This is a genomic window from Streptomyces sp. BYX5S (assembly GCF_054724165.1).
The window spans coordinates 3,634,020-3,648,586 of sequence record NZ_CM138829.1; the positions used below are offsets into that span (position 1 = coordinate 3,634,020).

Sequence of the window (14,567 nt, forward strand, 5' to 3'; positions counted from 1 at the left end):
CTCGGGAGGCCAGGTCGGCGGCGGACATGCGCTCCGCGGGCCCCGGTGCGGCGGATTCCGTCACGCTGTCCTACCCTCCTGGTCGTCGGACCACCGAGCATTCCACGGCCGTTCCCGCCCCGACCGCGCCGGGTTCCGGACGGGCCGGACGTGGCAGGCTGTTCCCATCGCGGGGAACGGACGTAGAGAGAAGCCGAGGAGCGCGAAATGGAATGGCGTGAGTTCGCCCTCAATCTTGCGACCATGGCGCGCGAGCTGCTGGCACAGGACTCCGTGGACGCCACGCTCGACAAGATCGCCGCATGGGCCGTGGACCAGGTCGAGGGGTGCGAGGCGGCCGGCATCCTCGTCCTGCGCAAGAGGCAGGTCGAGACACTGGCCGCCACGAGCCGGCTCGTCGAGGAGAGCGACCGCATCCAGGGCGAGGTCCGCGAGGGACCGTGCTTCGACGCCGCCCGCACCGGGCACCCCGTCTTCCGCATCAAGGACCTCACGACCGAGACCACGCGCTGGCGCTCGTACGCACCGCGCGCCCTCGAACTCGGCGTCGGCAGCATGATGGGCTTCCTGCTCTACACGGAGGAGGAGGGCGACCTCGGCGCCCTCAACCTCTACTCGACGAAGCCCGGAGTCTTCACGGACAACAGCGAGACCGCCGGCTGGCTCCTCGCCTCGCACGCCGCCGTCGCCCTCGCCAGCGCCCGCGAGCACGCCTCCCTCCAGCGCGCGGTGGAGACCCGCCACGTCATCGGCGAGGCCATGGGCATCCTCATGGCCGGCCACAACCTGAGCGAGGCGGAGGCGTTCGCCACACTGCGCCGCTACTCCCAGGAGAAGAACGTCAAGCTCCGCGACGTGGCACGCCAGGTGAGCGAGCGGGGCGGCCTGTGACGCCACCAGGGTCCGCCCCGCCACGGCCCGCCCGCAGGGGCGGCCCTCAGTGCTGGATCGCCTTGACCTCCAAGAACTCCTCCAGGCCGTGGCTGCCGTACTCGCGCCCGATGCCGGACTGCTTGTAGCCGCCGAACGGCGCGTTCGGATTGAACTGTCCGTCGTTGACCTGCACCTGCCCCGAGCGGATCCGGCGGGCGAAGGCGCGGGCGCGGGCCGGGTCCGCGGACCAGACGCCACCGGCCAGACCGTAGGGCGTGTCGTTGGCGATGCGGGCGGCGTCGTCCTCGTCCTCGTACGGCTCGATGGACAGCACCGGGCCGAAGATCTCCTCCTTGTGGATCACCATGTCGGTGGTGACGTCGGAGAACACCGTCGGGCGGACGTAGTAGCCGGCCGCGAGGCCCGGGACCGGCGCGCTGCCGCCGGTCACCAGGCGGGCGCCCTCGGCCACGCCCCGGTCGATGTAGCCGCGCACCCGCTCCAGCTGCGTGGCGGACACCAGCGGCCCCAGCACCGTCGCCTCGTCGTCGGGCGCGCCCACCGGGATCGACTCGACGATCGTCCGGGCCAGGTCCTCGGCCTCCGCGAGGCGTTCGCGCGGGACGAGGAGGCGGGTGAGGGCGGAGCAGGTCTGACCGGAGTTGATCATCGCGGCCTGGACCGCCATCGGGATCGCGGCCGCGAAGTCCGTGTCCGGGAGCAGCACGTTGGGGCTCTTGCCGCCCAGTTCCAGGGCCACCTTCTTCACCGTGTCGGCGGCCAGCTGCGCGACGCGCTTGCCCGCGCGCGTCGACCCGGTGAAGGACACGACGTCGACGTCCGGGTGCGCGGCGATCGCCTCGCCGACGACCGGGCCCACGCCGCTGACCAGGTTGAAGACGCCCGGCGGCAGTCCCGCCCCGTCGATGATCTCGGCGAGCACCCAGGCGTTGAGCGGCGCGACCTCGCTGGGCTTGACCACGACGGTGTTGCCCGCGGCGAGCGCGTACGCGACCTTCGCGGCGATCTGGTGCAGCGGATAGTTCCACGGCGTGATCGCGCCCACGACCCCGTAGGGCTCGCGCACGACCGTCGTGTTGCCGTCCTCGCGCTCGAACGCGAAGGACCGGGCGACCGTCGCGGCCTGCGCGAAGCTGTTGACCGGCAGCGGCACCTGGACCGCCTTGGAGAAGGACAGCGGGGAGCCCATCTCCGAGGAGATCAGCGCGGCCAGCTCCTCGGCGCGCGCCATCAGGCCGCCCGCGATCTCCTCCAGGTACTTCGCGCGCTGCTCGACCGGCGTGTCCCACCAGCCGGGGAACGCGTCGCGGGCCGCCGCGACCGCCTGGTCGACGTCGGCGGGGACCCCGTCGGGGACGGCGCCGACGACCTGTTCGGTGCTGGGGTCGACGACGTCGATGGTTCCCGTGCCGGCCGATGCGACCCAACGGCCGCCGATGTAGAGCTTGCTGGTGTCGGGCATCTGCGACTTCCCTCAAGGGTGATGTGCGGTACGCGGAGGTGCGAGGGGGCGGGCCGGAGCGTCCGGCCCGCCCGCCTCGCGCCGGTGGCGGCTCAGTAGTCCGCGTCGGTGTAGCGGACCACGCCGCGCAGGTTCTTGCCGTCCCGCATGTCCTGGTAGCCCTGGTTGATCTCGTCCAGGCGGTAGGTGCGCGTGGTGAGTTCGTCCAGTTTGAGCTGCCCGGTGCGGTACTGCTCCAGCAGGCGCGGGATCTGCGTGCGCGGGCTGATGCCGCCGAAGATCGCGCCCTGGATCCGCTTCTGCATCAGCGCCAGGTCGAACAGGGCGACCTTCGCGTCGATCTGCGTCATGTCGGCGATGGCCGTCACGACGACCTGGCCGCCCTTCGCGGTCATCGCCAGCGCCGGGGCCAGCTGGTCGCCCTGGAGTTCACCGACGGTGAGGATGACGGTGTGGGCCTGCGCGCCCCACGTCAGCTCGGCGACCGGCCCCGCCGCCTCCTCCATGGAGGCGAAGGTGTGCGTGGCGCCGAACTCCCTGGCCTTGTCCCGCTTGAACTCGACCGGGTCCACCGCGATCACGAACCGCGCCCCGGCCGCCGCCGCACCCTGCACGGCGTTGATGCCGACGCCGCCGACACCGACGACCACCACGGTGTCGCCCGGCCGGGTGTCGCCGATGGAGACGGCGGAGCCCCAGCCCGTGGAGACACCGCAGCCGAGCAGCGCCGCCGTCTCCAGCGGCACATCCTTCTCGATCTTTATGACGGAGGACTGGCTGACCGTGACGTACGGGGCGAACGTGCCGAGCAGACACATCGGTGTCACCGGCTCGCCGCTCGCGGTGTGCGTGCGGAAGGTGTTGTCGGCGATGGCTTGCCCGGTGAGCAGGTTGGCGCCCTGGTCGCACAGGTTCTGCAAGCCCTGCGAACAGGGACGGCACACGCCGCAGGCCGGAATGAAGCCGAGCACGGCGTGGTCGCCGACCTCGACGCCGCTGACGCCGGGGCCGACCTTCGTCACGACACCCGCGCCCTCGTGCCCGCCGAGCAGCGGATAGGAGGCGGCGAGGTTGGCGCCGCCCCGGAAGTGTTCGTCGGAGTGGCACAGGCCCGAGGCGGCCAGCCGCAGTTGCACCTCGCCCGCGACCGGGTCGCCGACCTCGATGGGCTCGACCGTCCAGTCGTCGCCGGGCTTGCGGAGCAGGGCTCCCTTGGTCTGCATGAGTCCTCCCAGATGTGGTGGGGACGTCGGCCGGGGTGACCCTTCCCCGAACTCTCGACCGCGTGCGGGCAGCGGGCCCGGTGACGTCGCCCGCGCGCACGCCGGTCCGCTGCACCTGCCTCAAGCTATGGGGCGCCCGTCGGCGGCTCCATGACCGAAGCGGACAACGCCGGGACAGATTCGGACACGCAGCCGGGTTGTGGCCGCTGAGAGCGCCGTGCTGTCATGAACTCCCCGGACGTGGGCGGACGTTGGCAGGCGAACGGCGGGAACGGAGGGCCGGTCATGACCGTGTCGGTGGACACGGCTGCCGCGCAGCCGGAGGTCATCGCCGAGGGCTTCACCGACTGGGACTTCCCCCGCGCGGCCACCGGCGTCGTCCTGCTCCTCGACTTCGCCGCCGAGCGCGGCCTGAGCGCCGCCGACTGCCTCGCGGGCTCCGGCGTCGACGCGGCCGCCCTCGGCGACCCGCACCACCTCGTCGAGGCGTCCCAGGAGATCGCCGTCGTCCGCAACCTGCTGCGCGGCCTCGGCGACCGCCCCGGCCTCGGCATCGAGGTCGGCGCCCGCTACCACGTCACCACGTTCGGCCTGTTCGGCTACGCGATGCTCAGCGCCCCCACGATGCGCGAGGTGTTCCGCTCCGGCCTGCGCTACTCCGCGCTGACCTTCGGCTTCGCCCGGCACAGCGCGGTCGTGGACGCGGCGGGCCAGGTGGAGCACCGCATGGACGGCGGCCGGATCCCCGCCGACGTGCGCCGCTTCCTCGTCGAGCGGGACTGCGCCGCGAACATCGCGCTCGGCCGCCAGGTGTTCGCGGGCGGGCCGCCGGTGCCGCTGCGCCGCGTGGACCTCGCCTTCCCTCAGACACCGGGCGCCCCCGGCGCCGCCCTGCTCGGCGCGCCGGTCCGCTACGGCGCCGGGACCACGGCCCTCGTCTACGACGGCGACTTCCTCGACCGCCCGCTGCCGCACGGCAACCCGCACACCGCGCAGATCTGCCAGGAACTGTGCGAACGCCTCGTGGCGCAGCGCGCGGGCGGCAGCGGCGCGGCCCGCACGGTGCGCAGGCAACTGCTCGCGGGCGGCGGCCCCGACCCCGGGATCGAGCACATCGCCCGCCGCATGAACATCACCTCGCGCACCCTGCGCCGCAAACTCGCCGCCGAGGGCACCACCTACCGGCGCCTGCTGGACGACGTACGGCTCACGCTCGTCCAGGACGGGCTGCGCGACGAGCGGCTGTCGGCCGCAGAGCTGGCGCACCGGCTCGGCTACTCGGAGCCGTCCAGCTTCATGCGGGCCTTCCGCCGCTGGACCGCCGCGGACGCGGGGCGCCCGCAAGGGAGTTGAGCGGAGTCCGCACGGCCCGCGGGTGGCCGGAGCCGCCCTGAACGAACGATCAATTCATCGCGTCGTACGTCTTGCTGCCGACTCGCGGCGTGACTTAGAAAGAGTGCACGGCCACCGGCGTCCACGTCCCCGGGAAAGGCGTCCCGTGTATCCAGGTGCTCATGCCCAGAGTGATCCGCAGCGGCCCGCCGTCGTCATGGCGTCGACCGGCGACCAACTGACGTACGGGGAGCTGGACGAACGCTCCATTCGGCTCGCCCACGTGTTCCGAGAGGCGGGGCTGCGCCGCGGCGACGTCGTCGCGCTGCTCACCGACAACTCGATCCACGCCTACGAGGTCTACTGGGCGGCGGTCCGCTCCGGCCTCTACATCACGCTCGTCAACCACCACCTGTCCGCGCCGGAGATCGCCTATATCGTCAACGACTCCGGCGCCGCCGCGCTGGTCGTCTCCCACGCGCTGGGCGACCTCGCGCGCGACGTGGCGGACCGGCTGCCGAAGACGGTGCGGGTACGGCTCGCCTACGGCGGCGACGTCGAGGGCTACGGCGACTACGCGGCCGCGCTCGCCGGCGCCTCCGCGGAGCCGCCCGCCGACCAGCCGCGCGGCGCCGACCTGCTGTACTCCTCCGGAACCACGGGCCGCCCCAAGGGCATCCGCCCCGAACTCCCGGACCGCCAGGTCGGCGATCCGGGCGACACGCTCGTCGAACTCCTGCGCCTGTTCTACGGCTTCGACCAGAACGCGGTGTACCTGTCGCCCGCGCCCGTCTACCACGCGGCGCCGCTGCGCTACGGCGCCTCCGTGCACGCGCTGGGCGGCACGGTCGTCATGATGGAGCGCTTCGACCCCGAGGACGCGCTGCGCGCCATCGAGCGGTACGGCATCACGCACAGCCAGTGGGTGCCGACCCACTTCATCCGCCTGCTGCGGCTGCCCGAGAAGGTCCGTACGGCCTACGACCTCTCCAGCCACACGATGGCGGTGCACGCCGCCGCGCCCTGCCCGCCCGACGTGAAGCGCGCGATGATCGACTGGTGGGGCCCGAAGCTGTACGAGTACTACTCCGCGACCGAGGGCATCGGCATGACGCTGATCACCTCCGAGGAATGGCTGAGGAAGCCGGGCTCGGTCGGCCGCCCCATCCTCGGCCACCCCAGGATCTGCGACGACGAGGGCCGCGTGCTGCCCGCGGGGGAGACCGGCACGGTCTACTTCGCACGGGAGGGCGACGGCACCTTCGAGTACCTCGGCGACCCCGAGAAGACCAAGGGCGCGCAGCACCCGGAGCACGACGACTGGGTGACGCTCGGCGACGTCGGCCACCTCGACGAGGACGGCTACCTGTTCCTCACCGACCGCCGCACCTTCATGATCATCTCGGGCGGGGTGAACATCTACCCGCAGGAGATCGAGAACGTGCTCGCCCTCCACCCCGACATCACCGACGTCGCCGTGATCGGTGTGCCCGACCCCGAGATGGGCGAGGCGGTCAAGGCCGTCGCGCAGCCCGCGCCCGGCGTGACCCCGGGGCCGGAGCTGGAGGAGCGCCTGATCACCTACGTACGGGAGCGCATCGCGCACTACAAGGCGCCGCGCAGCGTCGACTTCGTGGACGAACTGCCGCGCACCCCGACCGGCAAGCTGGTCAAGGGCAAACTCAAGGCGCGGTACGCGCAGCCGGACCCGGCGTGACGACCGGTATCGCACCCGCGGCGCGCGACTGGCTGGCCGCGCACGTGCCCGGCCTCGTCCCGCCGCTCGCCTTCGACCTCGTCTCCGGCGGCCGCTCCAACCTCACCTACCGCGTCACCGACGCCGCCGGGACGGTCCGCGCGCTGCGCAGGCCGCCGACGGGCGGGGTGCTCAGCACGGCGCACGACATGAGCCGCGAGTGGCGCTTCCTGACGGCCCTCGCGCCGACGGACGTCCCGGTCCCGCGGCCGCGCGCGTACTGCGCGGACCCCTCCGTCACCGGCGCCGAGTTCTACGTCATGGACTTCGTCGACGGCACCGTCGGCGCCGACCGGGACGCCGTACGGGACTGGCCGCACGCCGCCCGGGAGAGGGCGGGCGCGAGCCTCGTGGAGGTCCTCGCCGCCCTGCACCGCATCGACCCGCGCGACGTCGGCCTCGAAGACATGGCGCGCCCCCGCGGCTACGTGGAGCGCCAACTCCACCGCTGGCAGCGCCAGGTGCACCGCTCCGGCGCCCCCGACCTGCCGCTCCTCGACACCGTGCACGACGCGCTGCTCGCCCGCGTGCCCGCGCAGACCACGGGCATCGTGCACGGCGACTTCCGGCCCGGCAACCTGTCCTTCGCGCCCGACGGGACGGTGGTCGCCGTCCTCGACTGGGAACTGGCCACCCTGGGCGACCCGTTGGCCGACCTCGGCTGGCTCGTCTCCACCTGGGAGCGGCCCGGCGACACGGTCCCGCCGACCACCGCGGGCCCCAGCGCGGCCCCCGGCTTCCCCGACCGCACGGAACTGGTCGACGCCTACGCGAAGGCCTCCGGCACCGACGTGTCCGACCTGCCGTACTACGTGGCGTTCTCACGGTGGCGCTCCGCGTGCATCGGCGCCGGGGTCGCGGCCCGCTTCGCGGCCGGGGTGATGGGCGAGAACGAACTGCCCGTGCAGGAACTGGAGCGGCAGGTGCTGCGCCAGAGCGAGGCCGCGTACGAGGCGGTACGCGACCTCGGCCGGGGGCCCGCGCGTTAGAAGATCGAGTACGCGCCGTCGATCACGATCGTGTCCCCGGTCTGGAAGCCGCCCGCCCCGCCCGCCAGATACACGGCGAGACGGGCGAAGTCCGACGGGTCGCCCCAGCGGCGCTGCGGCATCCGCTTCATCACGTTGCGCTCGAACGTCTCGTGGTGCAGCGTGCTCGACGCGAGCGGCGTCTCCACCCACCCCACTTGCAGGGAATGGGCGTTGATGCCGTGACGCGCGAACTCCACGGCGCAGCCCTGAAGGAGCGAGGTGAGCGCCGCCTTGCTCGCCGCGTACGCCTCGTTGCGCGGGCTGCCCTGCACCGACGACAGGCTCGACGTGCCGACCAGGACGCCGCCGCCCCCGCGCTCCACCATGTGCGAGGCGGCGGCGCGCAGCGTCAGGAACGCGCCCTCCAGGTTGACCCGCATCACCCGGCGGAACTCGGTCAGGCTCAGCTCCGTGAACGGCGTGACGCGGCCGGTGACGCCCGCGTTGGCGAAGCAGGAGTCGACCCGGCCGAACCGCTCCAGCGTCTCGGCGAAGCCCGCCGTCACCGCCTCCTCGTCGCCCACGTCGCAGCGGATCGCGGCCACCCGTGTCCCGTGCTTGCCGAGTTCCTCGGCCGCCGCCGCGTTGCGCTCGGCGTTCGTGCCCCACACACAGACGTCCGCGCCCGCCTGAGCGAGGCCGCGCGCCATGCCGAGGCCGATGCCGGAGTTTCCGCCGGTGACGAGCGCGACGTGGCCGCTCAGGTCGAACAGGTCCGCCGCGCTCATCGCACGTCCCCCGGGGCGTCGGGCCACGACGGCAGGGTGTCCGCGTGGTCGGCGAGCGTCGCCGGGAACTTCGCGGGCCGCTTCTCCAGGAACGACATCACGCCCTCGGCGGCGTCGGGCCCCTGACCGAGCCGGAAGATGGCCGCCGAGTCGAGACGGTGCGCGTCCCACGGCGAGGACGCGCCGAGCATCGACCACATGAGGCGGCGCGCGTGCGCGACGGACACGGCGGAGGTGTTCCCGGCGATCTCGGCCGCCAGCGCGTACGCCGTCGGCAGCAGCTCGGCGTCCGGGACTACGCGTGAGACCAGGCGCCCCGCGAGGGCCTCCGCGGCGTCGAAGACCCGGCCGGTGGCCACCCACTCCATGGCCTGCGAGATCCCCACCACCCGCGGCAGGAACCAGCTCGACGCCGCTTCGGGTACGAGCCCGCGGCGCGAGAACACGAACCCGAAGCGCGCCGACTCGGCGGCGATCCGGATGTCGGCGGGCAGCGTCATCGTCGAACCGACGCCCACCGCCGGCCCGTTGACCGCCACGATCACCGGCTTCACGCTCGCGGCGATGCGCAGCGCCACGCACCCGCCGCCGTCGCGCGGCACCCCGTCGATGGTGCCGAAGTCGGTGCGCCCACCGGCCCGCCCGACGGCCTCGTGGTCGAACGTGGCCGCGCCGCCCGCCAGGTCCGCGCCCGCACAGAAACCGCGGCCCTCGCCGGTCAGGACCACGGCGCGGACGTCGTCGTCGGCGTCGGTCGCGTCGAACGCGGCGATGAGCTCGGCCGCCATGGTGTGCGTGAAGGCGTTCAGCCGCTCGGGCCGGTGCAGGGTGATGGTGGCGATGCGGTCGGCGACCCGGTACCGGATCTCCGTGAAATCGGCCGCGGTCGTGGCCGCCGTTGCGTCTGTCATGCGGTGGTCCTCAATCCCTGTGTGCGGTGGGGGAGTCAGCTGTCGGTGAAGCGGGGCGCGCGTTTGCCGAAGCGGGCGGCGACCGCCTCGACCTGGTTCGGGCTGCCGATGAGCGCGCCGATCTCCTTCTGCTCCTCGGCGAACCCGGTGGCCAGGTCGGTGCGGCCCGCGAGGTCGAGCAGCCGCTTGGCCGCGCGCACGGCGTCCGGGCTCTGCCCGGCGATCCGCCGCGCCGTCTCCAGCGCGGCGGCGAGCGGATCGTCCGCCGTGTACGTGGCGAGACCGATCCGGGCCGCCTCCTCGCCGCCGACGATCCGCGCCGTGTACGTGAGTTCCTTCGCCACGTCCCGGCCGACGAGCTCCGGCAGCAGCTGCGTGCCCGTCATGTCGGGGACGAGCCCCCACGCCACCTCGAACACGCTGAGCCGGGCGTCCGGCGCCACGATCCGGATGTCGGCGCCGAGCGCCACCTGGAGCCCGCCGCCGAGCGCGTTCCCGCGCAGCGCGGCGATCACCGGCACCGGCAGCTCCGCCCACACGTACGCGGCGCGCTGCCCGGCCGCCCGCGCGGGGCTGTCCGAGGGCGGCAGCGCGGCGAGCCCGGACAGCCGCTGCCCGTCGCGCATCGCCTCGAAGGACGCGAAGTCGAGGCCCGCGCAGAAGTCGGGCCCCTCCCCGGACAGCACCACGGCCCGGACGCCCTTCTCCGTCTTCAGCCGCTCGCCCGTCGCGATCAGCGCCTCGAACATGGCCGGGTCGAGCGCGTTGCGCTTGTCCGCCCGGTCGAGCCGTACGTCGGCGACGCCGTCGCGCACGGCGACCGTCACCCGCCCGGCCGTGTCGGGGGCGGCCTCTGTGCTGGTCATGCGTGTGCTCCCTCGGTTCTCGTTCCTACGGGTTCGGGGCGGCGGTCACCCGGCGGCCTGCGCCGCGTACGCCGGATTGGCGACCGCCAGCTTGTCCGCGACCGCGCCCCGGACGGCGTCGAGGACCGCCGGGTCGGCCGGGTCCACGGCGCCGTCCCGGATCGCCTCGGCGAGGTCGCGGTCGTCGGTGCGGCCGAGCGCGGCCAGGCGGCGGGCGTGCGCCTCGGCGTGCGCGGGCCCGAGCAGGGCCTCGCGGCGGGCGACGGCGACCGCGTTGGCCGCCACCTTGGACAGGAAGCGCAGCCGGGGATCGCCCGCCGCCTCCTCGGTGAGGAAGCTCTGCACGGAGCGCAGCAGCGCGTCCGCGCCGGGCCGGTCGTGCGGGGCGGTGGCCGTCGTGTCCGTGCGGCCGGAGAGCACGTCGGGCACGGTGTACGGGGTGGTGACACCGAGCACGAGCAGCACGTCGTGCTCCTGCTCGCACACCTTGCGGCCCAGCACGGCGTACTCCACCGACGGTTCGGCGCCGGACAGGAAGCGCTCGGCCTGCATGCGGCACAGCACCGCCCAGCGGAGCGTGCCGTACACCTCCCACCAGTGCAGCTCGTCGTCGCCGGGGCGGGCGCGCGCGATCTCGGCGTACCCGGCGAGGAGTTCCTCGCGGGGGCCGAAGCCGCCGACCGGTTCGGCGGAGCCGAACCGCCAGGCCTTCACGCACAGCCAGCCCAGGTCCTCGACGGGATCGCCCGCGTGGGTCAGCTCCCAGTCGAGGACGGCGCGGACGCCGGTCTCGTCGACCATGAGGTTGCCGTTGCGGAAGTCGCCGTGCACGAGGCGGGGAGTGCGGGTGGGCGGCGGCCGGTGGTCGGCGAGCCACCGCAGGCCCAGCTCGACGGCCGGCCGCGGATCGTCGAACTGCCGGTAGAGGTCGGTGAGTTGCCTCAGCGGATCGGCCGAGGGCAGGTCGGGGACCGAGGCGGCCGGGACGGTGTGGATACGGGCGAGGATCCGCCCGAGGTCCCGCGCCAGCTTCGGCCGCACGGCCGCGAACCGCTCGTCCCGCAGCAGCCGGCGCGGGATCGTCTCGCCCTCGACGCGCTCCATCAGCAGGTAGGCGCGACCCAGCCCCGTGCCGTGGTCGACGAGCCGGGGCACGGGCACTCCGGCGTCGGCCGCGGCGGCCAGCGCCGCGGCCTCCCGCGCCATCACCTCGGGGCTCGGCCTGACCGGTGGATCGCAGCGCAGCACGAGCGGGCGCGGGGCGCCGTCGGCCGGGGCGGCGTCGAGCGTCCACGTGTCCCGGCTGGCGCCGCCCGACAGCCGCCGCCAGCCCTCGACGGTCACCGGCCCGCCCCACAACTCGGCGAGCCGGGACCGCAGTTCCTCCCGCAGCGCGTCGCTCACGCTGGCAGCCCCGCCCACGGCGCCCGGTCCACGTCCGCGAGCAGCTTGCGCGCCACGACCATGCGGTGCACCTCGTCGGGGCCGTCGTAGATCCGGGCGTAGCGGGCGCGCCGGTACATGGCCTCCAGCGGGGTGTCCGCGGTGACGCCGAGCGCGCCGTGCACCTGGATGGCGCGGTCGACGACGTTGTGCAGCACCTGCGCGCCCCAGAACTTCACCATGCTGATCTCCAGCCGGGCCTGCCCGTCCTGGTCGTAGCGGCGCGCCGCGTCCAGCGTCATCAGGCGGGCCGCCTGGATCTCGGCGGCCGACTCGGCGACGTAGCGGCGGATCTCGCCCTTCTCGGCCAGCAACGAACCGTGCGCGTAACGGGTGTTGGCGCGCTCTACCATCAACTCGAAGGCCCGCTGCGCCTGTCCGAGCCAGCGCATGCAGTGGAAGATGCGGCCCGGCCCGAGGCGGCGCTGCGCGATGGTGAAGCCCTTGCCGCGGTCGCCGAGGAGATGGTCGGCGGGCACTCGTACGTCGGTGAGACGCAGTTCGCAGTGGTCGCCCTCGGTGTCGCCCATCGTCTCCAGCACGCGGGTGATCTCCAGGCCCGGTGTGCCGGCCGGGACGATGATCGCGGAGACGGCGCCGTGCGGGTTCTCGGCGTCCTCCTCGGTGCGGGCGAAGACCGTGGTGAAGGCGGCGCGGCTGGCGCCGGTGGTGAACCACTTGTGGCCGTTGATCACCCACTCGTCGCCGTCGAGCACGGCCGTCGTCGCGATGCGGGTCGGGTCGGAACCGGCGACCTCCGGCTCGGTGAGCCCCACGCTCGGGCTGATCTCGGCGTTGGCCAGCGGTTTCAGCCAGCGTTCGCGCTGCGCGGGCGAGGCGTACAGGTCGAGCATGATCGAGTCCTGCATGGTGAACGTGCCGACCGCCAACTGGCCGTACTCCGAACGCCCGATGATCTCGTTGAGCAGGGCGAAGTCGTACAACGGCAGTCCCTTGCCGCCGAGTTCCACCGGGTGACCGAGGATCCACAGGTCCAGTTCCTTCGCCCGCTCCTGGAGCGCGGCGAGCGCGGCGCGGGCCTCGGGGGTGCGGCCGCCGAGGATCCGCTCGGCCGGGATGACCTCGTCGTTGATGAAGTCGGCCATGCGGGAGCGCAGTTCGGTGAGAGGGGCGTGATCGGGGGTGTCGTCGGGCATGCGGCCTCCGTTCGTCCGGGGGAGTGTCCGGGTGGCTGGTGGGAATCCGGGTCAGTCGCGGGCGGCTTCCCGCAGCCGCACCTTGAGGACCTTCCCGGCGGCGTTGCGGGGGAGCGCCTCGATGACGACGACCGACGTCGGCTTCTTGTACGAGGCGAGCCGCTCGCGGCAGAAGTCGGCGATGTCGTCCTCGGTCGGCGGGTCCGCCGGATCCACCGGCACGACGTACGCGCGCGGGGTCTCCACCCACTCGGGGTGCGGCACCCCCACGACGGCCACCTCGGCGACCTTCGGGTGCTTGTCGACGACGGCCTCGACCTCGGCGGAGTAGATGTTCTCGCCGCCCGAGATGATCATGTCCTTCTTGCGGTCGACGACGTAGATGTAGCCCTCGTCGTCCATCCGGCACAGGTCCCCCGAGTGGAACCAGCCGCCCGCGAACGCCTCGGCGGTCGCCTCGGGGTTGTTCCAGTAGCCCAGCATGAGGTTGGCGCCGCGATAGACGATCTCGCCGACCTCGCCCACCGGCACGTCCCGCATCTCCTCGTCGACGATCCGCGCGTCCACATGACGCACCGGCTTGCCGACGGAGCCGAGCTTGCGCACCGCGTCCTCGCCGTCGAGGTAGCAGGTCACCGACGCCATCTCGGTCTGCCCGAAGGCGCTGCGGATGACGACGCCGGGGAACGTGTCGTTCATCGCCTCCAGGACGGAGGGCGGGGCGGCGGACGCGCCCCAACTGAGGCTGTTCAGGACGAGCCCCCGGTCCTTGATACCCGGCACATCGCAGATCGCCCTCCACTGGCTCGGCACGAGGAAGCAGCCCGTGATCCGCTCCCGCTCCAGCAGATCGACCGTCTCCGCGGCGTCGAAGCCGAGCGTGGCCCCGATGACGGTGCAGGTGCCGTACAGCACGGCGGCGACGAGGGTGTCGACGCCCGCGATGTGGAACATCGGAATGTTGAGCAGCCCGCGGTCGGTGGGCTTCGGCGCCTGCACCTCCACCATGTGCGCGGTGTTCACGACCAGGTTGAGGTGGCTGAGCACGGCACCCTTGGAGCGGCCCGTGGTGCCCGAGGTGTACATCAGGAACGCCGGGGCGTTCTCGTCGACGTCGACCTCGACGGGCCGGGCGTCGTACGCGTCGCGCACCGCGGTGAAGCTCTCCGTGCCGTCCGGGGCGGGGCTCTCGCCGAGGTGCAGCACACGGCAGTCGGAACCGGCGAGGCGCCGCCCCTCCAGACCCACCTCCGTCAGCAGCTCGTCGACCACGAACACCGACGGCGTGCAGTCCCCGAGGACGTGCGCCACCTCGGCGGGCACCAGACGGAAGTTGACCGGCACGGCGATCGCGCCGAGCCGCAGCGCGGCGAACCAGGCCTCCACCGTCTCGATCCGGTTGGTGGTCAGCGCGGCGACCCGGTCACCGGGCCCGACGCCGCGCTCGACGTAGGCGCGCGCGAGCCGGTTCACCCGCGCGTCGAGGGCGGCGTACGTGATCTCCCGGTCTCCGTGGCGCAGCGCCGGGGCGTCGGGCGTGCGCCGTGCCTGGCGCGCGAGTTGGTGGGCGAGCGCGAGACGACGGCCGGCTCGCAGGGCGACGTCGGACGAGGCGGACGAAGGTGCGGTGGGACCGGTTGCGTCAGGTGTGGCGGTCGCTTCGGACACGCGGGGCTCCCGTCGACGGCTGCCGGACGGCCGGGTCGCCCCTGGCCGCGGCGGCCGGTGCGGGGACCCGATCCAGGACTGATCGAACGTTAAGAG

12 protein-coding genes are annotated in these 14,567 nt (G+C 73.2%); 4 read left to right on the forward strand and 8 right to left on the reverse strand.

Annotated features, from left to right (window positions below; genetic code table 11):
• Positions 1 to 207 precede the first annotated feature (207 nt).
• Positions 208 to 891, forward strand: a complete 684-nt coding sequence (locus tag ACYBSK_RS16520) for a GAF and ANTAR domain-containing protein (RefSeq protein WP_460246627.1) — start codon at positions 208 to 210, stop codon at positions 889 to 891.
• Positions 892 to 937: 46 nt separating this feature from the next.
• Here the strand turns inward: ACYBSK_RS16520 and ACYBSK_RS16525 are convergent, their stop codons facing one another.
• Both ACYBSK_RS16525 and ACYBSK_RS16530 read right to left on the reverse strand, forming a co-directional pair.
• Positions 938 to 2,356 carry an aldehyde dehydrogenase family protein gene (locus tag ACYBSK_RS16525; protein ID WP_460246628.1) on the reverse strand — a complete coding sequence of 473 codons (1,419 nt, stop codon included), beginning with the start codon at positions 2,354 to 2,356 and terminating at the stop codon, positions 938 to 940.
• Positions 2,357 to 2,448: 92 nt separating this feature from the next.
• Positions 2,449 to 3,579: an NDMA-dependent alcohol dehydrogenase gene (locus tag ACYBSK_RS16530; protein WP_460246629.1), complete on the reverse strand. Its 1,131-nt coding sequence runs from the start codon at positions 3,577 to 3,579 to the stop codon at positions 2,449 to 2,451.
• A 285-nt stretch (positions 3,580 to 3,864) separates the two neighbouring features.
• Here ACYBSK_RS16530 and ACYBSK_RS16535 point away from each other — a divergent pair, with 285 nt between their 5' ends.
• The 3 genes from ACYBSK_RS16535 to ACYBSK_RS16545 all read left to right on the forward strand — a co-directional run bounded on the left by ACYBSK_RS16535 (position 3,865) and on the right by ACYBSK_RS16545 (position 7,656).
• Entirely contained in the window at positions 3,865 to 4,932 is a 1,068-nt protein-coding gene (locus ACYBSK_RS16535; RefSeq protein ID WP_460246630.1) for an AraC family transcriptional regulator ligand-binding domain-containing protein, read from the forward strand.
• Positions 4,933 to 5,077: 145 nt separating this feature from the next.
• The gene (locus tag ACYBSK_RS16540; protein WP_457477856.1) at positions 5,078 to 6,628 is read left to right on the forward strand and encodes an acyl-CoA synthetase; all 1,551 of its coding nucleotides are present in this window, start codon (positions 5,078 to 5,080) and stop codon (positions 6,626 to 6,628) included.
• The gene (locus ACYBSK_RS16545; RefSeq protein WP_460246631.1) at positions 6,625 to 7,656 is read left to right on the forward strand and encodes a phosphotransferase family protein; all 1,032 of its coding nucleotides are present in this window, start codon (positions 6,625 to 6,627) and stop codon (positions 7,654 to 7,656) included. The genes ACYBSK_RS16540 and ACYBSK_RS16545 overlap by 4 nt, the downstream gene beginning before the upstream one ends.
• On the opposite strand, the gene ACYBSK_RS16550 is transcribed toward ACYBSK_RS16545, so the two are convergent.
• Genes ACYBSK_RS16550 through ACYBSK_RS16575 form a run of 6 tightly spaced genes read right to left on the reverse strand, consistent with a single transcriptional unit; the run spans position 7,653 to position 14,471 of the window.
• On the reverse strand, positions 7,653 to 8,426 hold the full coding sequence (locus ACYBSK_RS16550; protein ID WP_457477858.1) for an SDR family NAD(P)-dependent oxidoreductase: 774 nt from the start codon (positions 8,424 to 8,426) through the stop codon (positions 7,653 to 7,655). The genes ACYBSK_RS16545 and ACYBSK_RS16550 overlap by 4 nt on opposite strands.
• Entirely contained in the window at positions 8,423 to 9,337 is a 915-nt protein-coding gene (locus tag ACYBSK_RS16555) for an enoyl-CoA hydratase-related protein (RefSeq protein WP_460246632.1), read from the reverse strand. The genes ACYBSK_RS16550 and ACYBSK_RS16555 overlap by 4 nt, the downstream gene beginning before the upstream one ends.
• A 35-nt stretch (positions 9,338 to 9,372) precedes the next feature.
• Positions 9,373 to 10,203, reverse strand: a complete 831-nt coding sequence (locus tag ACYBSK_RS16560) for a crotonase/enoyl-CoA hydratase family protein (RefSeq protein WP_457477860.1) — start codon at positions 10,201 to 10,203, stop codon at positions 9,373 to 9,375.
• A gap of 45 nt (positions 10,204 to 10,248) precedes the next feature.
• A complete protein-coding gene (locus ACYBSK_RS16565; protein WP_460246633.1) occupies positions 10,249 to 11,607 on the reverse strand; it encodes a phosphotransferase family protein in 1,359 nt (452 codons plus the stop codon).
• A complete protein-coding gene (locus ACYBSK_RS16570; protein WP_460246634.1) occupies positions 11,604 to 12,803 on the reverse strand; it encodes an acyl-CoA dehydrogenase family protein in 1,200 nt (399 codons plus the stop codon). The genes ACYBSK_RS16565 and ACYBSK_RS16570 overlap by 4 nt, the downstream gene beginning before the upstream one ends.
• Before the next feature lie 51 nt (positions 12,804 to 12,854).
• Positions 12,855 to 14,471 (reverse strand): AMP-binding protein, encoded by a 1,617-nt coding sequence (locus ACYBSK_RS16575; protein WP_460246635.1) that lies wholly within the window; start codon positions 14,469 to 14,471, stop codon positions 12,855 to 12,857.
• Positions 14,472 to 14,567 lie beyond the last annotated feature (96 nt).

Bases quoted from the DNA above. Each gene is read 5' to 3' on its own strand.
- ACYBSK_RS16520 (WP_460246627.1), top strand. From the start codon at position 208: ATGGAATGGCGTGAGTTCGCCCTCAATCTTGCGACCATGGCGCGCGAG.
- ACYBSK_RS16525 (WP_460246628.1), bottom strand. From the start codon at position 2,356: ATGCCCGACACCAGCAAGCTCTACATCGGCGGCCGTTGGGTCGCATCG.
- ACYBSK_RS16530 (WP_460246629.1), bottom strand. From the start codon at position 3,579: ATGCAGACCAAGGGAGCCCTGCTCCGCAAGCCCGGCGACGACTGGACG.
- ACYBSK_RS16535 (WP_460246630.1), top strand. From the start codon at position 3,865: ATGACCGTGTCGGTGGACACGGCTGCCGCGCAGCCGGAGGTCATCGCC.
- ACYBSK_RS16550 (WP_457477858.1), bottom strand. From the start codon at position 8,426: ATGAGCGCGGCGGACCTGTTCGACCTGAGCGGCCACGTCGCGCTCGTC.
- ACYBSK_RS16555 (WP_460246632.1), bottom strand. From the start codon at position 9,337: ATGACAGACGCAACGGCGGCCACGACCGCGGCCGATTTCACGGAGATC.
- ACYBSK_RS16560 (WP_457477860.1), bottom strand. From the start codon at position 10,203: ATGACCAGCACAGAGGCCGCCCCCGACACGGCCGGGCGGGTGACGGTC.
- ACYBSK_RS16570 (WP_460246634.1), bottom strand. From the start codon at position 12,803: ATGCCCGACGACACCCCCGATCACGCCCCTCTCACCGAACTGCGCTCC.